This is a genomic window from Kitasatospora sp. NPDC028961 (assembly GCF_055564815.1).
In genome coordinates this window covers 40,442-65,842 of sequence record NZ_JBVHVO010000024.1, presented here as the reverse complement: position 1 = coordinate 65,842, position 25,401 = coordinate 40,442, and the positions used below count along the sequence as shown (strand labels likewise).

The following is a 25,401-nucleotide window of genomic DNA, read 5'->3' as shown; positions in this document are numbered from 1 at the left end:
ACGACCGCGTTTACCCGGTAGGCGCACGCCCTCGTGAGCCCAGCTCACGGTGGTTGTGCCGTAGTGCCCACCAGCACTGCCGGTGGCGCGACGCGCGTGCGTCCCCCTTCCCCCTAGACCTGTACCGTTCCGGTTCGGTCACTCAGCGTGGAGGACCATTCATCATGGCAAAGGCGCTTCTCGGGTACGTCGGCGGCCCCGACCCGCGAATGCTCACCGAGGTGCGACGGCTTCAGCAGCGTGTCCAGGATCTTGAGTCCGAGCTCCTTCGGATGCAGGCCGAGAACGACGCGCTCACCGCTGTCGCTGACGAGCACTCGCTGCTCAACAGCATCGATCTGGATCAGCGGGAGCCGGCTCTCACCTGAGTCCCGCCCGGTCCTCGCAGATCGACGCAGCAGTGCACTGAGCCGCCCCGATAAGGGACGCAGCTTGCAAGGGGCGCCCTGAGTGGCGTCCCTTCGTCGTGTCCGGGCGCCGTCGGTGCCGGTCCGTCCGGATACAGTCGCCGCTGGGGCCCTGGCGAGCGACGAGGAGACCGGCGCGTGCACCTGAAGAGTCTGACCCTGCGCGGGTTCAAGTCCTTCGCCTCCGCCACCACCCTGCGGTTCGAGCCCGGGATCACCTGCGTGGTCGGTCCCAACGGCTCCGGCAAGTCCAACGTCGTCGACGCGCTCTCCTGGGTGATGGGGGAGCAGGGCGCCAAGTCGCTGCGCGGCGGCAAGATGGAGGACGTCATCTTCGCCGGGACGAGCGGGCGCGCCCCGCTCGGCCGCGCCGAGGTCAGCCTCACCATCGACAACTCCGACGGCGCGCTGCCGATCGAGTACGCCGAGGTGACCATCACCCGGACGATGTTCCGCAACGGCGGCAGCGAGTACGCGCTCAACGGCGACACCTGCCGGCTGCTGGACATCCAGGAGCTGCTCTCCGACTCCGGCATCGGCCGCGAGATGCACGTCATCGTCGGGCAGGGACAGCTCGACTCCGTGCTGCACGCCGACCCGATGGGCCGCCGCGCCTTCATCGAGGAGGCGGCCGGCGTCCTCAAGCACCGCAAGCGCAAGGAGAAGGCGCTGCGGAAGCTGGACGCGATGCAGGTCAACCTCAACCGGGTGCAGGACCTGGTCGCCGAACTGCGGCGCCAGCTCGGACCGCTGGGCCGGCAGGCGAAGATCGCCCGGCGCGCGGCCGGCATCCAGGCCGAACTGCGCGACGCCCGGCTCCGGCTGCTCGCCGACGACCTGCTCGCGCTGCGCACCGCCGTCGAGGCCGAGGTCGCCGACGAACTGGCGCTGAAGCTGCGCCGCTCCACCGTCGAACAGGAGCTGGCCCGGGCGATCCAGCGGGAGGCCGTCCTGGAGGCGCAGGTCCAGCAGCTCGGTCCGGGCCTGGAGGCGGCCCGGCAGACCTGGTACCGGCTCTCCGCCCTGGCCGAGCGGACCCGCGGCACCGTCGGGCTGGCCGAGGCCGGGGCCCGGCACGCGGCCGCCGGGGGAGCGGACGAGGAGCGGCGCGGCCGGGACCCGGAAGAGCTGGAGCGCGAGGCCGAGCACGTCCGGGAGGAGGAGGCCGCCCTGGCCGAGGCCCTGGAGGAGGCCCGGTACGCGCTCGCCGAGGCGGTCGAGTCCCGGGGTGAGCTGGAGCGGGAACTCGCCGCGGAGGAGCGGCGGTTGAAGGACGCCGCCCGGGCCATCGCGGACCGCCGCGAAGGGCTGGCCCGGCTGCAGGGGCAGGCCGCGGCCGCCCGGTCCAAAGCCGCCGCCGCCGAGGCCGAGATCGGCCGGCTCACCGAGGCCAGGGACGAGGCACTGGTGCGCGCCGAGGCCGCCCGGACCGCCTACGAGGAGCTGCGGGAGCAGGTCGACGCCTCGGCGGGGGACGACGAACGGGCCGAGGCCGCCCACGAGGCGGCCCGTGCGCGGCTCGCCGCCGTCGAACGCGAGCTGGCCGGTGCCCGCGAGGCCGTCGGCGCCGCCGAACGCGAGCGGGCCGGGCTGACCGCGCGGCACGACGCCCTGGCGCTCGGGCTGCGCCGCAAGGACGGTACCGGCGCGCTGCTGGCGGCAGCCGACCGGCTGACCGGGCTGCTCGGCCCGGCGGCCACGCTGCTGCGGATCGCGCCCGGGCACGAGAGCGCCGTCGCGGCCGCCCTCGGCGCCGCCGCGGACGCGGTGGCGGTCGACTCGCCCGGCACGGCGGCCGACGCCCTGCGCCTGCTGCGCGCGGCGGACGCCGGCCGGGCCGCGCTGCTCATCGCCGGTGCGCCCGAGCCGGCTGCGCCGACGCCGCCGTTGCCGCCCACCGCCCGCTGGGCCGCCGAACTGGTCGACGGCCCGGCCCCGTTGCTGCCGGCCGCGCGGGCCCTGCTGGCCGGCGTCGCCGTGGTCGGCTCGCTCGACGAGGCGGTGCGGCTGGTGACGGAGCACCCGGCGCTGACCGCGGTCACCGCCGAGGGGGACCGGCTCGGCGCGGGCTTCGCGTACGGCGGCGCGGGCGGTGCGCCGAGCCTGCTGGAGACCCAGGCGGCGGTCGACGAGACCGCCCGGGCGATCGGCGAACTGGACCTCCGCTGCGCCGAGTCGGCCGAAAGGCTGGCCGAACTCACCGATCTTCGGGGGGAGTCGGCCGCCGGGCTGGAGCAACTGGCCACCACCCGGCGGAAGGCGGAGCGCGAGCGGGCCGAGGTGGCCGGCGCACTCGGCCGGCTCGGCGGGCAGTCCCGGGCCGCCGCCGGCGAGGCCGAACGGCTCGCGGCCGCGGCCGGTCGCGCCGAGCAGGGGCTGGCCGACCTGCTCGACACCGCCGAGGAGCTGGCCGGACGGCTCGCGGCCGCCGAGGAGTCGGCCGACGCGGGGGAGGACGAACCCGACGCCGCGGAACAGCAGCGGTTGGCCACGGCCGCCACCGGCGCCCGGCAGGCCGAGCTGGAGGCCCGGCTCGCCGTGCGGACGCACGAGGAGCGGGTGCGCGCCCTCGCCGGCCGGGCCGACCAGCTGGACCGGGCCGCGCGGACCGAGCGCGAGGCGCGCGCCCGCGCCGCCGAGCGCCGGGAGCGCGCCGAGCACGACGCCCGGGTGGCGAACGCCGTCGCGGCCGGCGCCCGACAGCTGCTGGCCTGCCTGGAGGTGTCGCTGGCCCGCGCCGACGCCGGACGGGCCGCCGTCGAGCAGGCGCGCGCCGAGCGGGAGGCGCAGCTGCGGGAGCACCGCGAGCACGGCCGCGAACTCAAGGCCGAGCTGGACAAGCTGGTCGACGCCGGGCACCGGGACGAGGTGCTGCGCGCCGAGAAGCGGCTGCGGATCGAGCAGCTGGAGTCCCGGGCGCTGGAGGAGTTCGGCATCGAGGGCGGTGAGCTGCTCGCCTCGTACGGGCCGGACCGGCTCGTCCCGGCGCCCGCACCCGGCGACGGCGGGGAGCCCGGCGAGCCGCGGCCGTACGACCGGGCCGAGCAGGAGAAGCGGCTGCGGGCCGCCGAGAAGGCCTACCAGCAGCTCGGCAAGGTCAACCCGCTGGCGCTGGAGGAGTTCACGGCGCTGGAGGAGCGGCACACCTTCCTCGGGGAGCAGCTGGACGACCTCAAGCGGAGCCGGCGCGACCTGCTGGACATCGTCAAGGACGTGGACGAGCGGGTCGAGCAGCTGTTCAGTTCGGCGTACCACGACACCGCCGCCCAGTTCGAGGGCGTCTTCTCGCGGCTCTTCCCCGGCGGGGAGGGGCGGCTGGTGCTGACCGATCCGGACAACATGCTGACCACCGGGGTCGAGGTGGAGGCCAGGCCGCCGGGCAAGAAGGTCAAGCGGCTCTCGCTGCTCTCCGGCGGCGAGCGCTCGCTGACCGCGGTGGCGCTGCTGGTGTCGATCTTCAAGGCCCGGCCCAGCCCGTTCTACGTGATGGACGAGGTGGAGGCGGCGCTGGACGAGACCAACCTGCGCCGGCTGGTAGGGATCATGGAGGAGCTGAGGGAGAGCTCCCAGCTGATCGTGATCACCCACCAGAAGCTGACCATGGAGTCCGCCGACGCCCTCTACGGCGTGACCATGAAGGGCGACGGCATCTCCCAGGTGATCAGCCAGCGGCTGCGGGAGGGGGCGCCCCCGGCCCGTCGACGCAGGCCGCTCGCGCAGCCGGCCGGGCAGCGGGAGGCGGCCGCCGCCGCCCGTCCGACCAGGTGATCCACCGGCCGACGCCGGGGCAGCTGCCCGTGGGCGACCCGATCACGGATACTGGACGGGTTGTGACTCCTCCCCCTCGCGCGCGAGGGGGCTTCTGATTCAGCCGCTTGACGACCTCATGACGGCCAAGCCCCGACCGGTGCCGGACGGCACCGCGTCGGCGTAAGGGAGGCGGCGACGCCCCGTGCGTCGGTGACCGAAGGATCACTCTGTCGTGGGATCCCGAGAAGGAGATTGATGTGGAATACGTGATCCTTGCCGTTGTCATCGCCGTGCTGGCCGTCGGCGCGGTCGCCGGCCTGGTCGTCTCCGGCAGACGACGCCGGGAGCTCCCCCCGAAGGCGCGGCCGCCGGTCATCACGCCGCCCGGGACCCCGCGGGAGCCCCAGGTCGGCGAGGAGGCCGCGCCGCCGACCGAGGAGCCGCGGCGCACCGTCGAGGAGGTCGAGCTCCCCGAGGCCGAGGCGGCCCCGGAGGCTCCCGAGGCGGTCGAGGCCGAGCAGGCGCCGGCCCTCGAAGTCCCCGAGCCCACCGCCGGCCGGCTGGTCCGGCTGCGCTCCCGGCTCTCCCGCTCGCAGAACTCGCTCGGCAAGGGCCTCCTGTCGCTGCTCTCCCGCGAGCACCTCGACGAGGACACCTGGGAGGAGATCGAGGACACCCTGCTGACCGCCGACGTCGGCGTCGCCCCCACCCAGGAGCTGGTCGAGCGGCTGCGCACCCGGGTGAAGGTGCTCGGCACCCGCACCCCGGACGAGCTGCGCGCCCTGCTGCGCGAGGAGCTGGTCGAGCTGGTCGGCAAGGACGCCGACCGGACGGTGCACTCCACCAAGCACGAGGCCGGCCCGGCCGTCGTGCTGGTGGTCGGCGTCAACGGCGTCGGCAAGACCACCACCACCGGCAAGCTGGCCCGGGTGCTGGTCGCCGACGGCCGCTCGGTGGTGCTCGGCGCGGCCGACACCTTCCGGGCCGCCGCCGCCGACCAGCTGCAGACCTGGGGCGAGCGGGTCGGCGCGCGGACCGTCCGCGGCCCGGAGGGCGGGGACCCGGCCTCGGTCGCGTTCGACGCGGTCAAGGAGGGCATCGCCGAGGGCGCCGACACCGTGCTGGTGGACACCGCCGGCCGGCTGCACACCAAGACCGGCCTGATGGACGAGCTGGGCAAGGTCAAGCGGGTCGTGGAGAAGCACGGCCCGGTGGACGAGGTGCTGCTGGTGCTGGACGCCACCACCGGCCAGAACGGTCTGATCCAGGCCCGGGTCTTCGCCGAGGTGGTCGACATCACCGGCATCGTGCTCACCAAGCTGGACGGCACCGCCAAGGGCGGCATCGTGGTCGCGGTGCAGCGGGAGCTGGGTGTCCCGGTCAAGCTGATCGGGCTCGGCGAGGGCGCCGACGACCTGGCGCCGTTCGAGGCGGGTGCGTTCGTGGACGCGCTGATCGGGGACTGAACCCCGGCCGCTGTCCGAGGAAGGGTCCGCTCCGGTCGGGGCGGGCCCTTCGGCGTGTCCCGGCGTCTTCCGGGGCGGCGCTGGTGGGGGAGCGGGCGGCGGCCCCTCGGGGCCGGCGGGCGGGGTGGTTACGAGGCGAGCCAGGCGGGCTCGGCGCTGCGCTCGCGCCCGCGGTGGCAGGCGTAGGCGAGGGTGCCGAGCAGCAGCCGGGCCTCGGGCGGGCAGCCGGCGTTGTCACGGGTGGGCCGGCGCAGCCAGCGGACCGGGCCCAGACCGCCGAGCACGGTCGGCGGCGCGGCGACGTAGCTGCCCTCGCCGTGGCAGGTGAGGTCGAGCGCGGCGTCGTCCCAGCCCATCCGGTACAGCAGGTCGGGCAGCCGCCGGGCGGTGCCGGCGGCGACCAGGAACTGCAGCCGGCCGGTGGGCGAGGCCAGCACCGGGCCGACCTGGGTGCCCATCCGCTCCAGCCGGACCAGCGCCTGGAGGCCGGCCTGCTCGGGGACGTCCAGGACGTCGAAGGCGCGGCCGGTGGGGAACAGGACGGAGACGTTCGTACGGGTGCGGTCCGCCGGTGCGCCGCCGGGGGCCGGATGCAGACCGGGCGCGGCACAGCGGGCGGCACCGCAGTGGCAGCGGGCCGCGGCGGCCGAGCCGGCCTGGTTGCCGACGGTGACCGCCCAGCCCCAGCGGCCGGTGTACTCCGCGGCCGCCCGGGACGCGGTCACCCGGGTGCGGCGGCGTGCGCTCAGCGGGGCCAACCGCAGGTGCCCCAGTCGAAGTTCGCCGAACAGGTTGTCCATGCCTCCCCCAACAGGTTCTCGTTGCCGATGGTTACGGGATGGTGACTTTGTGTTGATTGTCCGTTGCGTCGTGCGTGGTGCGGGAGCGGCGCGCAGCGCATGGCGTGCGCCTGTTGCGGTCCTGCGCCTCGGGCGCCGCCTTGTGGGGGACGGTGCCCGTGCCGGATCGTCGTGTCCACGAGGCGGCCGTCTGCCGGGGTGGGCGGCAAACTCGCCTGGGGCTGCCGTGGGTTGCAGGTGAGGGGCCGTGATGCCGGTGGGGACTTGGCAGCCCGCATATGCCGGACCGCCGGGACTATCCAGTGAAGCGTGTGCGGTCTTGGATCGGTTCACTCCTGGGGGTGGCGAAAGGTGGCGTTTCGCCAGGGCCGCTCCCCGGGACCGTGTGCGGGGCGTTACGTTCAGCACGCAGACATCGTCGGGGAGTCCGCTTCCGGCCCTGTGGGGGCGGGAGTTGGGGAATCTGACGGCTCGTCCGCGAGGATGGCACACCAGTGCGACGAGTGGTCCGACCAGCGGTCTCGACAGCACCTCGGGTACGGAAGAGAAGCAGCACGTCTGGCAAGAGCCCGCAACCGTCGGGCGGTCACGATCGGGGCCCCGCAGGGGCCGGGCGGGATGGGGACGTTCCCATGGCAGAGAAGCAACCCAATGAGAAGCTGACCACGTGGTTCGCCCGCAGCGGCTGGTCCAAGGGCGAACTGGCCCGCCAGGTCAACCGCCGGGCCCGCCAGATCGGCGCCCACCACGTGTCCACCGACACCTCGCGGGTGCGGCGCTGGCTCGACGGGGAGCAGCCCCGCGAGCCCATCCCGAAGATCATGTCGGAGCTCTTCTCCGAACGATTCGGCTCCGTGGTCTCCATCGAGGACCTCGGGCTGCGGGCCGCCATCCCGGTCTCCACCGTCGGCGGCGGCGTCGACCTGCCGTGGAGCGCCCCGCAGACCGTCCAGCTGATCAGCGACTACTCGCGCAGCGACCTGATGCTGAACCGGCGGGGCTTCCTGGGCACCTCGCTCGCCATGACGGCCGGCGCCGCGCTGATCGAGCCGATGCAGCGCTGGCTCGCCCCCGGCCCGAACGGCGCGCCCACCCCGATCCTGACCGCCGCCAACGGCGGCGAGCCGTTCACCGGCCGGCTCTCCGAGCCCGAGCTGGAACTGCTGGAGCAGACCACCGTCATGTTCCGGCAGTGGGACGCGCAGAACGGCGGCGGGCTGCGCCGCAAGGCCGTCGTCGGCCAGCTGCACGAGGTCACCGACCTGCTCCAGGAGACCTACCCCGAGCAGACCACCCGGCGGCTGTTCCGGCTCACCGCCGAGCTGGCCCACCTGGCCGGCTGGATGTCCTACGACGTCGGCATGCACCCCAGCGCGCAGAAGTACTACGTGCTGGCCCTGCACGCCGCCAAGGAGGCCGGCGACCGCCCGTTCGGCGCGCTGATCCTCACCGACATGAGCCGCCAGATGATCCACCTCAACCGCGGCGAGGACGCCCTGGAGCTGATCCACCTGGCCCAGTACGGCAGCCGGGACACCGCCACCCCGCGCCAGCAGGCCCTGCTGTACGCGATGGAGGCGCGCGCCTACGCCACCATCGGCGAGGTGAACCGCTGCGCCCGGGCGGTCCGGCTGGCCGAGGACACCTTCACCGACATCCGCGAGGGCGACGGCGACCCGGACTGGCTGAAGTTCTTCTCGCCGGCCGAGCTGAACGCCGAGAACGCGCACTCCTTCCGCGACCTCGCCTACCACTCGGACCGGGCCGAGCTGTACGCCTCGATGTCCGCCCCGGTCATGGAGCGGGCGGTCGACCTCTTCCGCCAGGACGGCGACCACGTCCGCTCCTACGCCTTCAACCTGATCGGCATGGCCAGCGTGCACCTGCTGCAGCGTGAGCCCGAGCAGGCCGTGGTGATGGCCGAGCAGGCGGTGGAGATCGCCACCAAGGTGCGCTCCGAGCGGCTCAACTCCAGGGTCCGCAAGACCACCGAGGCCGCTGCCGCCCGGTACGGCGGGGTGGACGCGATCAGCCGGCTCAAGGAGCGGGTGGTCCAGGACATCCCGGAGTACGTCTCGGTGGTCTGACCCGCACCGGCGCCCGCCCCCCCAGCCTTCCCGCCCCCCGGCCCCCTGAGCCTCCTCAGCCCCCACCGACCGTGACGGCCGCCGCCGCCACGGTCGGTGGTGTGTCCGGCACCGCGCGTGCCGCGGGGCGGCACGGTAACCCACCGGGCCCGGCGGCACGGCCGTGGTTCACGTAGGCGTAACCCGCGCGTCGCCGTCGTCACGGTCGCGAAACACCGGGTCGCATCGGTCGAAACCCGACTTCGGCACGCTCCTCCCATCGCCGACACCCCGGGTGGCACGGGACAGGTATCCCGGGTGTGGAGCGGCTTCCATTCATGAGGAGACGCCGATGCCGGACGGCTTCAGCGCGGGCGATACCGCCTTCGTGCTCATTTGCGCGGCCCTGGTCATGGTGATGACCCCCGGGCTGGCCTTCTTCTACGGGGGCATGGTCAGGGCCAAGAGCACACTCAACATGCTGGCGATGAGCTTCCTCTCGCTGGGCATCGTCAGCGTGCTCTGGGTCCTCTACGGGTACTCGCTCAGCTTCGGCCCCGACGCCGGCGCCGGGCTGATCGGCAACCTGGACTTCCTCGGAATGCACGGGGTCGGGCTGAACGACCTGACCGGGACCATCCCGGTCACCGCGTTCTCCGCCTTCCAGCTGATGTTCGCGATCATCACCCCGGCCCTGATCAGCGGGGCCGTCGCGGACCGCGCCAAGTTCACCGCCTGGGGCCTGTTCATCGCCCTCTGGGTGACCGTCGTCTACTTCCCGGTCGCGCACTGGGTCTTCTTCTTCGACGGCGGCAACGGCGGCTGGCTCGGTGACCGCAACGGCGTGATCGACTTCGCCGGCGGCACCGCCGTGCACATCAACGCGGGCGTCGCGGGCCTGGCGCTCTGCCTGGTGCTGGGCAAGCGGGTCGGCTTCCGGAAGGACCCGATGCGCCCGCACAGCCTGCCGCTGGTCATGCTCGGCTCCGGGCTGCTCTGGTTCGGCTGGTTCGGCTTCAACGCGGGCTCGGCGCTGGCCGCCAACGGCGTCGCCGCGATGGCCTTCGTCAACACCCAGGTGGCCACGGCGGCCGCGCTGCTCGGCTGGCTGATCTACGAGAAGCTGCGGCACGGCGCGTTCACCACGCTGGGCGCCGCCTCCGGCGCGGTGGCCGGTCTGGTCGCCATCACCCCCGCGTGCGGTTCGGTCAGCCCGCTCGGCGCGGTCGCGATCGGCCTGATCGCCGGCGCCGTCTGCGCCGCGGCGATCAGCCTCAAGTACCGCTTCGGCTTCGACGACTCGCTCGACGTGGTCGGCGTGCACGCGGTCGGCGGTGCCATCGGCTCGCTGCTGGTCGGCCTCTTCGCCACCGGCACCGTCGGCCAGACCGCCAAGGGCCTGTTCTACGGCGGTGGCCTGGAGCAGCTCGGCAAGCAGGCGATGGGCGTGGCCGTGGTCGCTGCCTACTCCTTCGTCGTCTCCTGGCTGCTGGCCAAGGCGATCGACAGCACGGTCGGGTTCCGGGTCGCCGAGGAGGTCGAGGTGGCCGGCATCGACCAGGCCGAGCACGCCGAGTCCGCCTACGACTTCAGCGCGCTGGGGGCCGGCCCGGCCAGGACGGCCGCCGCGGTGGTCGCCGAGTCCACGTCCGGGCCCGCCGCCAGGGCCGCCGGGAAGAACACCGAGAAGACCGGGGTCGACGCCTGATGAAGCTCATCACCGCAGTCATCAAGCCGCACCGCCTGGACGACGTGAAGGCCGCCCTGCAGGCCTTCGGGGTGCACGGGCTGACCGTCACCGAGGCGAGCGGTTACGGCCGCCAGCGAGGTCACACCGAGGTCTACCGGGGGGCGGAGTACACCGTGGACCTGGTACCCAAGGTCAGAATCGAGGTCCTGGTCGAGGACGACGACGCCGACCAGCTGATCGACGTCCTGGTGAAGGCCGCCCGGACCGGCAAGATCGGCGACGGCAAGGTCTGGAGCGTCCCGGTCGAGACCGCCGTGCGGGTCCGGACCGGTGAGCGCGGCCCCGACGCCCTCTGACCAGGACCCCTTCCTCCAGGACAGGGCCTAGCATTCAGCACGATCCCGCCGGCGGGCCCGTGACCACCCCGTGGTCGCGGGTCCGCTGACGGCGTATCAGCGCTCCTCGCGCGAATCGGCGTTCCCCGCGCGACCCGGGCGCCGCCCGCTCGACCAGCGCGCGCTCAGACCGGACGACGACGGACGGGACCCCCGATGACCACGCAGCCAGACCCGCCCTCCCGGCCCGCCGCCGGGCCCGCGACTCCCGCGACTCCCCCCGTGCGCCCGTCCGGGGACGACGGCCCGCCCGACCACGGCGCCGCCCGGGCCCGACTGCTGGACACGCCCGGCCTCGTCGGAACCGCCCGCCGCACCGCGCTGGCCGCGCTCACCGACGAGTGGCTGGCCGGACTGCTGGCGGCGGCCGGTGCCCCGGCCGGCGTCGCCCTGGTCGCGGTCGGCGGCTACGGGCGCGGCGAACTCTCCCCGCGCAGCGACCTCGACGTCCTGCTGCTGCACGACGGTCCGCTCGACCCGGAACTGCCCGAACGCATCTGGTACCCGGTCTGGGACGCCGGCGCCTCGCTCGACCACTCCGTCCGCACCCTCGCCGAGGCTCGGACCGTCGCCGCCGACGACCTCAAGGCCCAGCTCGGCCTGCTCGACGCCCGGCACATCGCCGGCGACCGGGAGCTCACCGCCGGGCTGCGCTCCGCCGTGCTCGCCGACTGGCGCGCCGGCGCCCCGAACCGCCTGCCCGAGCTGCGCGAACTCGGCCGCGAGCGGGCCGAGCGCCACGGCGAGCTCTCCTTCCTGCTGGAGCCGGACCTCAAGGAGGCCCGCGGCGGCCTGCGCGACGTGGTCGCGCTCAACGCGATCGCCGCCACCTGGCTGGCCGACGCCCCGCGCGACGGCCTGGACGCCGCCGCCCTGCGGCTGGCGGACGTGCGGGACGCGCTGCACCTGGTCACCGGCCGGGCCACGGAGCGGCTCAGCCTCCAGGACCAGGACCAGGTCGCCGAACGGCTCGGCGTACTGGACGCCGACACCCTGCTGCGCCAGGTGTACGAGGCCGCGCGGACCATCGCCTACGCGAGTGACGTCACCTGGCGGGCGGTGGACCGGGTGCTGGCCGCCAGGACCACCCGGGGCCGGCGCTCCTCCCGGCTCTCCTTCCCGTTCACCGGCACCGGTCGGGGCGGCGGCGCGGTGGCCCGCGGCGCGGTCCAGCGCCGACCGCTCGCCGAGGGCGTCGTCGAGCAGGACGGCGAGGCGGTGCTCGCCCAGGGGGCCCGCCCGGCCGCCGACCCGGTGCTGCCGCTGCGCGCGGCGGCCGCGGCGGCGCAGAACGGGCTCACCATCTCCTACGCGACGGTCCGCCGGCTGGCCGCCGAGTGCCGCCCGCTGCCGGTGCCCTGGCCGGACGAGGCGCGCGAGCAACTGGTCACCCTGCTCGGCGCCGGGGAGGCCTGCCTGCCGGTCTGGGAGGCGCTGGAGGCGGAGGGGCTGATCACCCGGCTGCTGCCGGACTGGGAGCGCGTGCGCTGCCGCCCGCAGCGCAACGCGGTGCACCGCTGGACGGTCGACCGGCACCTGGTGGAGACGGCCGTGCGGGCCGCCGCGATGACCCGCCGGGTGGCCCGGCCGGACCTCCTGCTGGTCGCGGCGCTGCTGCACGACATCGGCAAGGGCTGGCCCGGCGACCACAGCGAGGCGGGCGAGGTGATCGTCCGCGACGTGGCCGCCCGGATGGGCTTCGACCACGAGTCCGTGGAGACCCTCGCCGTGCTGGTCCGCCACCACCTGACGCTGGTGGAGACCGCGACCCGGCGGGATCCGGACGACCCCGCCACCGTGGAGGCGATCACCAAGGTGGTCGTCACCCTGCCGCAGCTGGAGCTGCTGCACGCGCTGACCGAGGCCGACGCGACCGCCACCGGCCCGGCCGCCTGGAGCCGCTGGCGGGCCTCGCTGGTGGAGGGCCTGGCGGCCCGGGCCGCCGACCGGCTGGCCGGCGCGTACCCGTCGCCAGACCCGGGCCGGTGGGGCTCCCACGCGGGGGAGGCGGCGCCGACCGCCGAACAGGAGCGGCTCGCCGTCGAGGCGGCCCGGACGGGCGGTCCGGCGCTCTCGCTGCTGGCCCAGGCCGACGGGGACGACCAGCCGGGCACCGAGCCGATGGGCGTGCGGCTGACCCTCGCCGTGCCCGACCGGCCGGGTCTGCTCGGCACGGTCGCCGGGGTGCTGGCCCTGCACCGGCTGACCGTCCGCTCGGCGGGCCTGCGCGAGCTGGACCCGATCGGCGCCGGCCCGGTGCTGCTGCTGTCCTGGACGGTGGCCGCCGAGTTCGGCGAGCTGCCCGAGGCGGCCCGGCTCCGGGCCGACCTGCGCCGGGCGCTGGACGGCTCGCTGGACGTCTCGCGGCGGCTCGCCGAGCGCGACGCGGCCGCCCCGCGCCGGCGCGGCATCCCCACCCCGCCACCGGTGGTCGCCGTCGCGCCCGAGGTGGCCTCGGCGACGGCGACGGTGCTGGAGGTGCGCGCCCATGACGCCCCCGGCCTGCTGCACCGGATCGGCCGGGCCCTGGACGGCGCCGGCGTCCGGGTCCGGACGGCGCACGTCAGCACGCTCGGGGCGGAGGCCGTGGACTCCTTCTACCTGACCGACCAGGCGGGCCGGCCGCTCTCCGGCCGGCGGGCCGGGGAGGTGGCGCAGGCCGTCCGGGCGGCGCTGGGCTGACCGGGCCCCGACGCCCGCCGGGGCCCCGTCGCCGCCCTCGCGGGGCGGCCGCGGGGCCTGCGGGCGGCCGTCGGAGCCGCCCGCTCCGGGCGCCCCCGGGCCGGTTCGTCCGGGGGTGGAGACCGTTGCCAGGGCGGACGGATACCCTTGGGGGCGACGACCGTACTGATCCCGATGCCGCAGAGGACCCGCGACGACGTGTTCGACACCCTTTCCGATCGCCTCGCAGCGACGTTCAAGAACCTCCGGGGCAAGGGCCGCCTCAGCGAGGCGGACATCGACGCCACCACCCGCGAGATCCGCATCGCGCTGCTGGAGGCGGACGTCGCGCTGCCGGTCGTGCGGGCCTTCATCAAGCAGGTCAAGGAGCGGGCCCTCGGCGCCGAGGTCTCCGGCGCGCTGAACCCCGCCCAGCAGATCATCAAGATCGTCAACGAGGAGCTCATCGCGATCCTCGGCGGCGAGACCCGCCGGGTGAGGTTCGCCAAGAGCGGCCCCACGGTGATCATGCTCGCCGGCCTCCAGGGCGCCGGTAAGACCACCCTCGCCGGCAAGCTCGGCCACTGGCTGAAGCAGCAGAAGCACACCCCGCTGCTGGTCGCCTGCGACCTCCAGCGCCCCAACGCCGTCAACCAGCTCCAGGTGGTCGCGGAGCGCGCGGGCGTGGCCTTCTACGGCCCGCAGCCGGGCAACGGCGTCGGCGACCCGGTGCAGGTCGCCCGCGACTCGATCGAGTACGCCAAGCAGAAGCAGTACGACGTCGTCGTCGTCGACACCGCCGGCCGTCTGGGCATCGACGCCGAGCTGATGCAGCAGGCCGCCGACATCCGGGCCGCGGTGAACCCGGACGAGGTCCTGTTCGTCGTCGACGCGATGATCGGCCAGGACGCGGTCACCACCGCGCAGGCCTTCCTCGACGGTGTCGACTTCACCGGTGTGGTGCTGTCCAAGCTCGACGGCGACGCCCGCGGTGGCGCCGCCCTGTCGGTCGCGCACGTCACCGGCCGGCAGATCATGTTCGCCTCCAACGGCGAGAAGGTCGACGACTTCGACGCCTTCCACCCGGACCGGATGGCCTCGCGCATCCTCGGCATGGGCGACATGCTCTCGCTGATCGAGAAGGCCGAGCAGACCTTCTCGCAGGCCGAGGCCGAGAAGATCGCCTCCAAGCTGCAGGGCGGCGGCAAGGACTTCACGCTCGACGACTTCCTGGACCAGCTGGAGCAGGTCCGGAAGATGGGCTCGATCTCCAAGCTGCTGGGCATGCTGCCCGGCATGGGCCAGATCCGCGACCAGATCAACAACATCGACGACAAGGACGTCGACCGCGTCGGCGCCATCATCAAGTCGATGACCCCGGCCGAGCGGACCGACCCCAAGCTCATCAACGGCTCGCGCCGGCTGCGCATCGCCAAGGGTTCGGGCGTCCAGGTCGGCGAGGTCAACAACCTGGTCGAGCGGTTCTTCGAGGCCCGCAAGATGATGTCGGCGATGGCCTCCGGCAAGGGCATCCCCGGTATGCCGGGGATCCCGGGAATGGGCGGCGGCTCGAAGAAGTCCGCCAAGAAGGCCCCGGCCGCCAAGGGCAAGCGCAAGAGCGGCAACCCGCTGAAGCGCGCGCAGGAGGAGGCCGCGGCCGCCGAGCGCCGCGCGCTCGGCCCGGGCGCCGGCCAGCCGCCGGCCCAGGGCGGCGCCTTCGGCCTCGGCGCGGGCAAGGGCCCGTCCGACTTCGAGCTGCCCAAGGAGTTCAAGGACCTGCTGTAGGTCCTGTAGGTCCTGCCGCGGTTCCCGCGGCACCGGCCCGCCCCCGGCACCGTCCGGGGCCGCCGTCGGCGTTCGAACGGCCCGCCACCCGGGGTATCCGGGTGGCGGGCCGTTCACATGTCCGATGATGGTGGGGTGAGAGTGACGATCAGGGCCCCACGGGCCGACGACGAGGTTCCGTACGCCGAGGCCGTCCGCCGGTCCGCCGAGCACATCGGGCGGTGGAACCCGGTCGAGCCGAACGGGCTCCCCGATCTCCTGGAGCGCCAGGGCGCCGGTCTGCGCACCTTCCTGATCGTCGATCAGGCCACCGGTGGGCTGGTCGGCAAGGTGAACGTCGCCAACATCGTGATGGGCCGGTTCTGCAACGGCGCGCTCGGCTACGACTCGTACGTGCCGTTCGCCGGGACCGGCCGGATGAGCGAGGGCATGCGGCTGGTGCTGGACCGCTGCTTCGCCCCGCAGACGGCCGGTGGTCTCGGCCTGCACCGCCTGGAGATCAACGTGCAGCCGGACAACGCGCGTTCGATCGGGCTGGCCAAGCGGCTCGGCTTCCGGCACGAGGGGTACACGCCCCGGATGCTGTTCCTGAGCGGCGCCTGGCGGGACCACGAGCGGTTCGCGCTGACCGCCGAGGAGTGGCCCGGCGCGGGGGAGTAGCGCGGCGCGGGGCGGGAGAGCGGCGCGGGGGGAGCGGCGCGGCGCCGAGGCGGGGTGAGCGGCGCGGCGTGGCGGGTGTCCGGGGCGCCCCGGGTGCCCGTGGTGCGGCCGTACGGGCGCGGCGTTGCGGCTGTCTCACCCGGATGAATGTCCGTATTGTCCGACAGGTGACCGATCCCGTACCGCCGCGCCGGACCCCCGACCAGCCCTGGCGCTCCGAGGGTGCCCCACCCCCGCAGCCGCCCCGTCGCAAGATGCCCGGCGGCTGGATCGGCCTCGTGCTCACCGCCCTCGTGGTGTTCCTGATCACCGACCTGCTGCTGTCCTTCTTCGGCAACGCCGGCGCGACGACGATCTCCTACACGGAGTTCAACAACCAGCTCAACAACGGCAACGTCACCAAGATCTACTCCAAGGGCGACTCCATCGAGGGCACCCTCAAGAGCGCGGCGCCCAAGCCGGACGGCGCCAAGGGCGACTACACCGAGTTCGACACCCAGCGCCCGTCCTTCGCGGGCGACAGCCTCTGGACCACCCTCCAGCAGCAGGGCGTCGAGGTCACCGCCAAGCCGGTGGTCCAGCAGCGCAGCTTCCTCGCCAACCTGCTGATCTCGCTCGCCCCGATGCTCCTGCTGATCCTGATCTGGGTGCTGCTGGCCCGCCGGATGGCCGGCGGCATGGGCGGCGGCCCGCTCGGCCGCAAGGCCCCGCCCAAGCCGGTCACCGCCGAGCAGGGCAAGCGCACCACCTTCGCCGACGTGGCCGGCATCGACGAGGTCGAGGCCGAACTCGCCGAGGTGGTCGACTTCCTGAAGAACCCGCAGCACTACCGGCGGCTCGGCGCCAAGATGCCGCGCGGGGTGCTGCTCGCCGGTCCGCCCGGCACCGGCAAGACCCTGCTCGCCCGGGCCGTCGCCGGCGAGGCCGACGTGCCGTTCTTCTCCGCCTCGGCCTCGGAGTTCATCGAGATGATCGTCGGCGTCGGCGCCGGCCGGGTCCGGGAGCTGTTCGCGGAGGCCCGCAAGGTCGCCCCCGCGATCGTCTTCATCGACGAGATCGACACCATCGGCCGCCAGCGCGGCGGCAGCGGCGGCATGGGCGGCCACGACGAGCGCGAGCAGACGCTCAACCAGATCCTCACCGAGATGGACGGCTTCACCGGCTCCGAGGGCGTCATCGTCATCGCCGCCACCAACCGGGCGGACGTCCTCGACCCGGCCCTGCTGCGCCCCGGCCGCTTCGACCGGCGGATCACCGTCAGCCCGCCGGACCGCGACGGCCGCGCGGCCATCCTGCGGATCCACACCCGGACCGTCCCGCTGGCCGGGGACACCGATCTCCACCAGCTGGCCAAGGTCACCCCCGGCATGACCGGCGCCGAGCTGGCGAACCTGGTCAACGAGGCCGCCCTGCTGGCCGTCAAGCGCAAGCAGGACGCGGTGGGGGAGCGGGACCTCTCGGACGCGCTGGAGAAGGTCCAGCTGGGCGCCGTCCGGCCGCTGGTCATGCCGCAGGCCGAGCGGGAGCGCACGGCGTACCACGAGAGCGGCCACGCCCTGCTCGGCATGCTCCAGCCCGGCGCCGACCCGGTCCGCAAGATCACCATCGTGCCGCGCGGCCGCGCCCTCGGCGTCACCCTGTCCACCCCCGAGACCGACCGCTACTCGTACACCGAGCCCTACCTGCGCGGCCGGATCATCGGCGCGCTCGGTGGGATGGCCGCCGAGCAGGTGGTCTACGGGGTGATCACCACCGGTGCGGAGAGCGACCTGGAGCAGGTCACCAACATCGCCCGGGGGATGGCCGGCCGCTGGGGGATGAGCGAGCGGGTCGGCCGGCTCACGGCCGTCCCCTCCGACCCGCAGGGCGCGTACGGGCTCTCCGCGGCGCCGACCACGCTGGACGCGGTCGACGAGGAGGCCCGGCGGATCGTCGCCGAGTGCTACGAGGAGGCGGTGCGGCTGCTGACCGAGCAGCGGGCCAGGCTGGACGCGCTGGCGGCCGCGCTGCTGGAGGCCGAGACGCTGGACGAGGAGGCGGCGTACCGGGCCGCCGGGGTGCCCCGGAAGGCGCTCGACCAGGCGTGAGCCGGCCGAACGGGGGCGTCCGCGATGGCTGCGGGCGCCCCCGTTCCGGCTCCGGTGGTGGGGCGGTGCGGCGGCTGGGCTGTCCGGTGGTGCGGCTCGGCTGTTCGCTGTTCGGCGGCTCGGTGGTGCTGTGGTGCGGTTCTGTCGCGCTGTGGGCCACGCGGTCGCTCGCCGGTCGCTCCGGGGCCGGTCGCTCCGGGGCCGGTCACTCCGGGGCCGGTCGCTCCCGGGCCGGTCGGGCTACCGCGGCTGGTCGGCGATCAGGTACCGGAACACGTTCTCCATCCGGACCGAGCCGTCCGGCCGCAGGTACGGCTGCAGCGCCTCCTCCAGCTCCTTCGCCACCAGCGACAGCCCGGAGAACTCCGCCGCCGCGTCGTAGAGACCGGTGGAGAGCAGTCCGCGCACCGCGCTGTCCAGGTCCGGATAGGCGAACGGGCAGCTCACCCGGCCGCTGCCGGCCGGGCGCAGGCGGGCCGGCCCGAGCAGGTCCTCCAGGGCGCCGGGCGTGCTCAGCCCGAACGGGTCGCGTGCGGTGGTGCGCCCGGCCATCCGCCGGGCCACGTCCAGGACGGCCGCGCTCTCGCAGCGCTCCGGCGGGCCCCAGGCGGCCAGCACCACGTGCCCGCCGCGCAGCGTCAGCCGGGCCGCGTCGGTCACCACGCGCTGCGGATCGGCGGCCCCCGGCAGCTGCTCGAAAACCGTGACCAGCGAATAGGCCGAGCGGGGGACCTCCGCCGGTGGCCGGGCACCCGCGCCCACCTTCAGCCGACGGTCCCGCGCCAGCTCGCGCAGCTCGTCGTGCGGCTCCAGACCGGCGACCTGGGCACCCCGCCCGGCGGCCAGCAGCAGCGCCAGGCCGGAGCGGCAGCCCAGGCCGAGCACGCTGCTCGCCGGGCCGACCTCCAGCCGGGCGTAGACCGCCTCGTAGAGCGGTACCAGCATGCGTTCCTGGATCTCCGCCCAGTCGCGCGCCCGCGCGGGCCACGCCCCCGCGGCCCGCCGGTCGTGCGGATGTGCGCCTGTGGGTCGTACGGTCGTGCCGGTCGTTCGAGCTGAAGCCATCGCGGCCTCCCATCCGGTCCTTCGGTGTCCTGCTACGGCTCCCCCAAAGTCCCGCCCCACTCCAGCGAACAGCGGCTCGGGCGCGGCGTCCAGAGGGGTGCAGGGTGGTGCGCGCGTGTCGCGGTCGTGCGCCCCCTGGCGGAACCGGGGCGCCCTTCGGCCGCCGGGCGGCCCGGGCACCGTCCCGGCCCGGGCGGGAAGGGGACGGCTTGCGCGCGAACCGGTTCCGTGGAACGGATTCGAAGTCAGGCCCCTTGTCCCCGTACCATTCGCCCCATGGCAAAGGCACCCGTTCTCACCCCCCAGGCGGACGACTTCCCGCGCTGGTACCAGGACCTCATCAACAAGGCTGAGCTGGCCGACAACGGTCCGGTGCGCGGCACCATGGTCATCCGACCGTACGGCTACGGCCTGTGGGAGCGGATGCAGCAGGAGATGGACGCCCGCATCAAGAAGGCAGGCGCGCAGAACGCCTACTTCCCGATGTTCATCCCGCAGTCCTACCTGACCAAGGAAGCGGAGCACGTCGAAGGCTTCGCCCCCGAGCTCGCCGTGGTCACCCACGGCGGCGGCAAGCAGCTGGACGAGCCGGTCGTCGTCCGGCCGACCTCCGAGACCATCATCAACGAGTACTTCTCGAAGTGGGTGCAGAGCCACCGCGACCTGCCCCTGCTGATCAACCAGTGGGCCAACGTCGTCCGCTGGGAGCTGCGTCCGCGGGTCTTCCTCCGGACCACCGAGTTCCTCTGGCAGGAGGGCCACACCGCCCACGCCACGTACGAGGACGCCCGTGAGTACGCCTCGATGATCCACACCCAGGTCTACGGCGACTTCATGACCAACGTGCTCGGCATCGATGTCGTGCTCGGCCGCAAGACCGCCAAGGAGCGCTTCGCCGGCGCGATCAACACCCTCACCCTCGAAGGCATGATGGGCGACGGCAAGGCGCTGCAGATGGGCACCAGCCACGAGCTGGGCCAGAACTTCGCCAAGGCGTTCAACACCACCTACCAGCTCCAGGGCGCCGAGCGCGAGTACGTCTGGCAGACCTCCTGGGGCGTCTCGACCCGTATGGTCGGCGGCCTGATCATGTCCCACGGCGACGACAACGGCCTGCGGGTGCCCCCGCGCCTGGCCGCCGTCCAGGCCGTCGTCCTCGCCATCAAGGGCGACGACGCGGTCATCGCCAAGGTGCGCGAGATCGGCGCCCGGCTGGAGGCCGTCGGCATCCGCGTGGTCGTCGACGACCGCACCGACACCCCGTTCGGCCGCCGCGCCGTGGACTGGGAGCTCAAGGGCGTGCCGCTGCGCATCGAGGTCGGCCCGCGCGACCTGGAGAACGGCACCGCGATGCTGGCCCGCCGCATCCCCGGCGGCAAGGAGCCGGTCTCGATCGACGCGCTGGCCGAGCTGCTCCCGGGTGTCCTGGAGGAGGACCAGGCGCTGCTGCTGCGCCAGTCCCGCGAGCGCCGCGAGTCCCGCACGGTCGACGTGACCAACCTGGACGAGGCCGTCGAGGCCGCCGCCACCGGCTGGGGCCGGATCTCCTGGGCCGAGCTGGGCCCGGAGGGCGAGGCCAAGCTGGCCGAGCAGGGCGTCTCGGTGCGCTGCATCGTGGCCGCCGACGGCTCGGTGCCGCAGACGGACGACCAGGACGGCAACATCGCGATCGTGGCCCGCGCCTACTGATCGGCCGCTGACCGGCGACTGCCCGGCCGCTGACCGGCCACGTCCACCGACCGGCCCGCGCCGCCCACTGAACGGCGCGCGGATCCGCCGGCGCACCGACAGCGGTGCGCCGGCGGGTCTGCGTCTGTGGGGGCGTTCGGGTCGGTTGGGCCGTTCGGGCTGCTGGGGCCGCTGGGACCGCTGGGGCCGTTCGGGCTCGGGCTGCTGGGACCGCTGGGACCGCTCGGACGTGGGCGGACCGGCGGATCTCGGGCCGGTTGACCCGCGGCCCGCCGGACGGGCCTGGTGCGGTCTCGGGACGCCCCGGGCGAGGCGATGGCTGACGTTGGTCGTCGATGTTGGAAACCGACAGGTACTGGCGATTTCTGGCAGCGGACGGCAATGATCCGGCAGCTGCCCGACAACCGTGAGACATCCGTCGGACATCCGGTCGACAACCGCCGTCGGGAATTCCGGCGGTAACCGTCCGCCGCCCGTCTCACCAGTCGACATCCCTACTGGCCGGTCAACTGCCGGTATTAACGGAATAGCGGTACGGTGTACGGCCCGTGGCCCTGTCAACTCGACAGGACCACGGGCCGTACGTCCTGGGTGCGACAGCCCGCCCCCCGGACGGAAATGACGAGGTCCGCCGAGCTACGACGGGCCCAAACCGGCAGGGGGTTGGTCTTGCGTCAGATCCGGAACGCGCATTTCGCGCGCGCTCGTACATTCCTGAGAGTTTCCTGGGAATTCCAGGAGATCGGGAACACGCGGAACATCGGCTCGCACTCCGTCGTTGGTCTAGCGTGAGCACGACACAGCCCCTCGTTCTCGCGGCCGAACTGGCCGCCGCCTGGAGTGACATCCAGGCCTTCCATCAGGACCTCCCCGACCTCGCCTCGCCCGAGGCGTTGATCGGCGAGTCCTCCTCGGCCTGTGGCACGCGGCTCGGTTTCGAGCGGCTCCTCCACGAGGCTGCCCACGGTCTGGCCGCGGCCCGGGACATCCGGGACACCTCGCGGGCCGGCCGCTACCACAACCGGCGCTTCCTGCTCCTGGCTTCCGAGCTGGGCCTGGCGCACCCGGTCGAGCCGCATGCGAGCAGCGGCTTCTCCCAGGTGACCATGCTCAAGGAGACGCAGGAGCGGTACGCCGAGACCATCGAGCGGCTGGACCGGGCTCTCGGCGCCCACCAGGAGGCGGTGGCCGGGGACGGCGTCTCGCGCGCCTTCCGCGGTCCGGCGGCCCGGCACGGCTCCTCCGGGGGCGGCGTCCGGGTCAAGGCGGTCTGCGGGTGCGGGCGCAACGTCCGCGTCGTGCCGTCGGTCCTCGCGCAGGCGTCCATCGTCTGCGGTGCCTGCCAGCAGCCGTTCAAGATCGCGTAGCGTGGGGAGCCGGCCGGCGACTGTGCGGGCAGTGCGTCCGGCCGGAGCGATCGACGGCCTCGGCCGGCAGGGCTGATCGGGACGACCGATCGGCGGCCCTGACCGGCGGCTGTGATGTGTTGGGCTGACCGGGAGCGGGGGCTCCCGGTCGACCTGTTTCGGCGGTCGGCCGCGGGTGGACCGCGCCGGCCGGTGGTGTGGCGGTCCGAGTGGTGGGCCGGTGAGGGGCGGTGGTGGGCCGTGGCCGGGTGTCGGCCGGGCGGCTCCGGGGAGTGGCTGTGCCGGTCGGTTGCCGGTCGGTTGCCGGGCGAGTGCCGGTCGGATGCCGGGCCAGTGCCGGACGAGCGCTTCTGGGCGTGACCGAGCGTTGACCGGGCGGCTTCGGGCCGTGGTCGGTGGCGGTCGGGCCGAGCGGGCGGCGGCGAGGCGGTTCGCGCCGGTATGGCAGAATGGACAGCTGAGTACTCGGCAGCCGAGCAGGACCCCTCTCTCCTACGGCTGGCGTGTCCCTTGAACGGCCAGCCTCGCAACCCCACGCGACGGTGCGGCCGCTCACCCACGTCAACACCAGGAGAATCCACTCCCGTGGCAGTCAAGATCAAGCTCAAGCGTCTCGGCAAGATTCGCTCCCCGCACTACCGCATCGTCGTCGCCGACTCGCGCACCAAGCGTGACGGCCGCGCGATCGAGGAGATCGGCATCTACCAGCCGACCTACAACCCCTCGAAGATCGAGGTCGACGGCGAGCGCGCCCAGTACTGGCTGTCCGTCGGCGCCCAGCCGACCGAGCCGGTTCTCGCCATCCTCAAGCTGACCGGCGACTGGCAGAAGTTCAAGGGCCTGCCGGCCCCGGCTCCGCTGCTGGTTGCCGAGCCCAAGGTCGAGGACTTCTCGCACCTGTTCGCGAAGGCCGTCGCCGGCTTCGAGGACGCCACCACCGGTGTTGCCATCACCCCGAAGGCCAAGAAGTCGGACAAGGCGGAGGCTGACGCCGACGCCGCCGTCGAGGCCTGATCGTGATCGAGGACGCCCTCGACCACTTGGTGAAGGGCATCGTCGAGCACCCCGACGAGGTGCAGGTGCGTTCGCGCAACCTGCGTCGGGGGAACACCATCGAGGTGCGTGTGCACCCCGATGACCTCGGCAAGGTGATCGGCCGGGGCGGCCGCACGGCGCGTGCACTGCGCACCGTTGTCGGCGCCCTCGGCGGTCGCAACGTCCGTGTCGACCTGGTCGACGTGGACAGCATTCGCTGACGCTGCTGCTCGTTCAGCCGTCAGGCTTGAGGCCGGTCGGGACGCATGTCGTCCCGGCCGGCCTTTCTCTGTTCCCGACCGCCTTCTCGCCGTGCCCCCGCCTCCGCGGCCCTGTGCTCCAGCACCGGGACCCGTCGCGGCGACCACACCGTTGGTACCCCGTACCAGCACCCACACCCAGTGCCCAGCGTCAGCACCCAGCACCCAGCACCCAGGAGAACGATCACCGTGCAGCTCGTCGTCGGCAAGATCGGCCGCGCCCACGGCATCAAGGGGGATGTCAGTGTCGAGGTCCGCACCGATGAGCCGGAACTCCGGCTCGGTCCGGGTGCCGTCCTCCTCACCGACCCCGCGTCGGCCGGACCGCTGACCGTCGAGTCCGGCAAGGTGCACAGCGGCCGGCTGCTGCTGCGCTTCGCCGGCGTCAAGGACCGCAACGACGCAGAAGCCCTGCGCGGCACCGTCCTGATCGCCGAGGTCGACCCGGAGGAGAGCCCCGAGGACCCGGAGGAGTACTACGACCACCAGCTGATCGGTCTGGACGTCGTCCTGCTCGACGGCACCCCGGTCGGCGAGCTCACCGAGGTCGTCCACCTCCCGTACCAGGACCTGCTCACGGTGGAGAAGCCCGACGGGACGGAGGTGCTGGTGCCCTTCGTCACCCGCATCGTGCCGACCATCGACCTGGAGAACCAGCGCGTCGTCATCGACCCGCCGGGCGGCCTGATCGACCCGGAGCAGGCCGAGGTCGTGCGGGGCGAGTCGGACGACGCGGATGCGTCGGACGGGTCGGCGGGGTCAGACAGGTCGGACAAGTCGGACGGGTCGGACGAGTCGGTGGATCCGGAGGAGTCGGAGTGACCGCCGAGGAGCTGTCGCCGCAGGAGCCGCCCGCGGTGCGGGGCGTCCAGGACGGGATGCGGATCGACGTCGTCACGATCTTCCCCGAGTACCTGGAGCCGCTGAACATCTCCCTGGTCGGCAAGGCCCGCGCCCGCGGTCAGCTGGATGTGCACGTCCACGACCTGCGCGGCTGGACGCACGACATCCACCGCACGGTGGACGACAGCCCGTACGGCGGCGGACCGGGCATGGTGATGAAGCCCGAGCCGTGGGGTGAGGCGCTGGACGGCGTGCTGAGCGCGGGCCCCGACGGGGAGGTGCCCACGCTGGTGGTGCCCACCCCGAGCGGGCGCCCCTTCACCCAGGAGCTGGCCCAGGAGCTCGCCGGACGCCCGTGGCTCACCTTCACTCCGGCCCGGTACGAGGGCATCGACCGGCGGGTGATCGAGGAGGCGGCCACCCGGATGCCGGTGGTCGAGGTGTCGATCGGCGACTACGTCCTGGCCGGCGGCGAGGTCGCCGTGCTGGTGATGGTCGAGGCGATCGCCCGGCTGCTGCCCGGGGTGCTCGGCAACGCCGAGTCCCACCGGGACGACTCCTTCGCGCCCGGCGCCATGGCCGACCTGCTGGAGGGCCCGGTCTACACCAAGCCCGCCGAGTGGCGCGGCCGGACCGTGCCGGACGTCCTGCTCAGCGGCAACCACGGCCGGATCGCCCGCTGGCGGCGCGAGCAGGCCTTCGCCCGGACCCTGGCGAACCGCCCCGATCTGGTCGAGCGCTGGCAGTACGCCGGCTTCGACAAGAAGGACCGTGAGGCGCTGAGCATCCTCGGCCTGGCCTGGGACGAGCACCTCGGTCGATTTCGGTCTGTGGTCGATGGTGTGGAAGAATAGGTCGCTGCTGTCTGTCGCTGGTCTCCTCACGTAGGAGTCACGTGGTCCGGTGCCCTCGCCACGGGGGGAACATCGCCAACCGATGCGGCCCGCAGCGAACCCCATTGTGACGAACTTCCGTGGGCGGCCCGTGGCGCCTGCGATGGAGAGCAACATGAGCAACAAGCTCGCTGCTGTCGACGCGGCCTCGCTGCGTAGCGACATTCCGGCCTTCCGCGCCGGTGACACCCTGAAGGTCCACGTCCGGGTCATCGAGGGCAACCGCTCTCGTGTCCAGGTCTTCCAGGGCGTCGTCATCCGCCGCCACGGCGCCGGTGTCGGCGAGACCTTCACCGTTCGCAAGGTCAGCTTCAACGTCGGCGTGGAGCGCACCTTCCCGGTGCACACCCCGGTCGTCGAGAAGATCGAGGTCGTGACCCGCGGTGCGGTTCGCCGCGCCAAGCTGTACTACCTGCGTGACCTCCGCGGCAAGGCCGCGAAGATCAAGGAGAAGCGCGACCGCTGATCCACCGTCCCCCGGT

General features: G+C 73.5%; 19 protein-coding genes. 17 read left to right on the top strand and 2 right to left on the bottom strand.

Features of this window, described 5'->3' with window-relative positions:
• The first annotated feature begins 164 nt into the window (after positions 1-164).
• From ACZ4UX_RS29250 to ftsY, 3 genes are all read left to right on the top strand, one after another.
• Entirely contained in the window at positions 165-368 is a 204-nt protein-coding gene (locus ACZ4UX_RS29250; protein WP_329489757.1) for a hypothetical protein, read from the top strand.
• 177 nt (positions 369-545) lie between these two features.
• The gene (smc, locus tag ACZ4UX_RS29245; RefSeq protein WP_465708844.1) at positions 546-4,175 is read left to right on the top strand and encodes a chromosome segregation protein SMC; all 3,630 of its coding nucleotides are present in this window, start codon (positions 546-548) and stop codon (positions 4,173-4,175) included.
• A 239-nt stretch (positions 4,176-4,414) separates the two neighbouring features.
• Positions 4,415-5,623, top strand: a complete 1,209-nt coding sequence (gene ftsY / locus ACZ4UX_RS29240) for a signal recognition particle-docking protein FtsY (protein WP_329489759.1) — start codon at positions 4,415-4,417, stop codon at positions 5,621-5,623.
• Between the two features lie 128 nt (positions 5,624-5,751).
• On the opposite strand, the gene ACZ4UX_RS29235 is transcribed toward ftsY, so the two are convergent.
• Positions 5,752-6,423 (bottom strand): bifunctional DNA primase/polymerase, encoded by a 672-nt coding sequence (locus ACZ4UX_RS29235; RefSeq protein ID WP_465708843.1) that lies wholly within the window; start codon positions 6,421-6,423, stop codon positions 5,752-5,754.
• Between the two features lie 632 nt (positions 6,424-7,055).
• On the opposite strand from ACZ4UX_RS29235, the gene nsdA reads away from it, so the two are divergent.
• From nsdA to ftsH, 7 genes are all read left to right on the top strand, one after another.
• A complete protein-coding gene (gene nsdA, locus ACZ4UX_RS29230; RefSeq protein ID WP_329489761.1) occupies positions 7,056-8,510 on the top strand; it encodes a transcriptional repressor NsdA in 1,455 nt (484 codons plus the stop codon).
• Between the two features lie 331 nt (positions 8,511-8,841).
• Positions 8,842-10,197 (top strand): ammonium transporter, encoded by a 1,356-nt coding sequence (locus tag ACZ4UX_RS29225; protein WP_465708842.1) that lies wholly within the window; start codon positions 8,842-8,844, stop codon positions 10,195-10,197.
• The gene (locus ACZ4UX_RS29220; protein ID WP_329489763.1) at positions 10,197-10,535 is read left to right on the top strand and encodes a P-II family nitrogen regulator; all 339 of its coding nucleotides are present in this window, start codon (positions 10,197-10,199) and stop codon (positions 10,533-10,535) included. Before ACZ4UX_RS29225 ends, ACZ4UX_RS29220 begins: the two co-directional genes overlap by 1 nt.
• 195 nt (positions 10,536-10,730) lie before the next feature.
• On the top strand, positions 10,731-13,256 hold the full coding sequence (locus ACZ4UX_RS29215; RefSeq protein WP_465708841.1) for a [protein-PII] uridylyltransferase: 2,526 nt from the start codon (positions 10,731-10,733) through the stop codon (positions 13,254-13,256).
• 198 nt (positions 13,257-13,454) lie between these two features.
• Positions 13,455-15,020, top strand: a complete 1,566-nt coding sequence (ffh, locus tag ACZ4UX_RS29210) for a signal recognition particle protein (RefSeq protein WP_329492257.1) — start codon at positions 13,455-13,457, stop codon at positions 15,018-15,020.
• Positions 15,021-15,137: 117 nt separating this feature from the next.
• On the top strand, positions 15,138-15,680 hold the full coding sequence (locus ACZ4UX_RS29205; protein ID WP_329489765.1) for a GNAT family N-acetyltransferase: 543 nt from the start codon (positions 15,138-15,140) through the stop codon (positions 15,678-15,680).
• Between the two features lie 143 nt (positions 15,681-15,823).
• The gene (gene ftsH / locus ACZ4UX_RS29200) at positions 15,824-17,767 is read left to right on the top strand and encodes an ATP-dependent zinc metalloprotease FtsH (RefSeq protein ID WP_465708840.1); all 1,944 of its coding nucleotides are present in this window, start codon (positions 15,824-15,826) and stop codon (positions 17,765-17,767) included.
• 240 nt (positions 17,768-18,007) lie between these two features.
• Here ftsH and ACZ4UX_RS29195 read toward each other — a convergent pair whose 3' ends face one another.
• Positions 18,008-18,832: a class I SAM-dependent methyltransferase gene (locus tag ACZ4UX_RS29195; RefSeq protein ID WP_442906858.1), complete on the bottom strand. Its 825-nt coding sequence runs from the start codon at positions 18,830-18,832 to the stop codon at positions 18,008-18,010.
• A gap of 276 nt (positions 18,833-19,108) precedes the next feature.
• On the opposite strand from ACZ4UX_RS29195, the gene proS reads away from it, so the two are divergent.
• The 7 genes from proS (at position 19,109) to rplS (ending at position 25,385) form a co-directional block, all read left to right on the top strand.
• Positions 19,109-20,521: a proline--tRNA ligase gene (gene proS, locus ACZ4UX_RS29190; protein ID WP_329489768.1), complete on the top strand. Its 1,413-nt coding sequence runs from the start codon at positions 19,109-19,111 to the stop codon at positions 20,519-20,521.
• Between the two features lie 788 nt (positions 20,522-21,309).
• Entirely contained in the window at positions 21,310-21,888 is a 579-nt protein-coding gene (locus ACZ4UX_RS29185; protein ID WP_329489769.1) for a hypothetical protein, read from the top strand.
• Between the two features lie 585 nt (positions 21,889-22,473).
• On the top strand, positions 22,474-22,902 hold the full coding sequence (gene rpsP / locus ACZ4UX_RS29180) for a 30S ribosomal protein S16 (RefSeq protein ID WP_329489770.1): 429 nt from the start codon (positions 22,474-22,476) through the stop codon (positions 22,900-22,902).
• Between the two features lie 2 nt (positions 22,903-22,904).
• Positions 22,905-23,144 (top strand): RNA-binding protein, encoded by a 240-nt coding sequence (locus tag ACZ4UX_RS29175; RefSeq protein ID WP_030306741.1) that lies wholly within the window; start codon positions 22,905-22,907, stop codon positions 23,142-23,144.
• Between the two features lie 228 nt (positions 23,145-23,372).
• Positions 23,373-24,005 carry a ribosome maturation factor RimM gene (rimM, locus tag ACZ4UX_RS29170; RefSeq protein ID WP_465708839.1) on the top strand — a complete coding sequence of 211 codons (633 nt, stop codon included), beginning with the start codon at positions 23,373-23,375 and terminating at the stop codon, positions 24,003-24,005.
• A gap of 56 nt (positions 24,006-24,061) precedes the next feature.
• A complete protein-coding gene (trmD, locus tag ACZ4UX_RS29165) occupies positions 24,062-24,880 on the top strand; it encodes a tRNA (guanosine(37)-N1)-methyltransferase TrmD (protein ID WP_465708862.1) in 819 nt (272 codons plus the stop codon).
• 154 nt (positions 24,881-25,034) lie between these two features.
• Positions 25,035-25,385 carry a 50S ribosomal protein L19 gene (rplS, locus tag ACZ4UX_RS29160; RefSeq protein WP_063347674.1) on the top strand — a complete coding sequence of 117 codons (351 nt, stop codon included), beginning with the start codon at positions 25,035-25,037 and terminating at the stop codon, positions 25,383-25,385.
• The last annotated feature ends 16 nt before the right edge of the window (positions 25,386-25,401 follow it).

Coding starts and splice junctions, on each gene's coding strand:
- rplS (WP_063347674.1), top strand. CDS start 25,035: ATGAGCAACAAGCTCGCTGCTGTCGACGCGGCCTCGCTGCGTAGCGAC.
- nsdA (WP_329489761.1), top strand. CDS start 7,056: ATGGCAGAGAAGCAACCCAATGAGAAGCTGACCACGTGGTTCGCCCGC.
- ACZ4UX_RS29215 (WP_465708841.1), top strand. CDS start 10,731: ATGACCACGCAGCCAGACCCGCCCTCCCGGCCCGCCGCCGGGCCCGCG.
- proS (WP_329489768.1), top strand. CDS start 19,109: ATGGCAAAGGCACCCGTTCTCACCCCCCAGGCGGACGACTTCCCGCGC.
- ACZ4UX_RS29235 (WP_465708843.1), bottom strand. CDS start 6,423: ATGGACAACCTGTTCGGCGAACTTCGACTGGGGCACCTGCGGTTGGCC.
- trmD (WP_465708862.1), top strand. CDS start 24,062: ATGCGGATCGACGTCGTCACGATCTTCCCCGAGTACCTGGAGCCGCTG.
- ACZ4UX_RS29225 (WP_465708842.1), top strand. CDS start 8,842: ATGCCGGACGGCTTCAGCGCGGGCGATACCGCCTTCGTGCTCATTTGC.
- ACZ4UX_RS29205 (WP_329489765.1), top strand. CDS start 15,138: ATGTCCGATGATGGTGGGGTGAGAGTGACGATCAGGGCCCCACGGGCC.
- ftsH (WP_465708840.1), top strand. CDS start 15,824: ATGAATGTCCGTATTGTCCGACAGGTGACCGATCCCGTACCGCCGCGC.
- ACZ4UX_RS29250 (WP_329489757.1), top strand. CDS start 165: ATGGCAAAGGCGCTTCTCGGGTACGTCGGCGGCCCCGACCCGCGAATG.
- ACZ4UX_RS29220 (WP_329489763.1), top strand. CDS start 10,197: ATGAAGCTCATCACCGCAGTCATCAAGCCGCACCGCCTGGACGACGTG.
- ACZ4UX_RS29195 (WP_442906858.1), bottom strand. CDS start 18,832: ATGGCTTCAGCTCGAACGACCGGCACGACCGTACGACCCACAGGCGCA.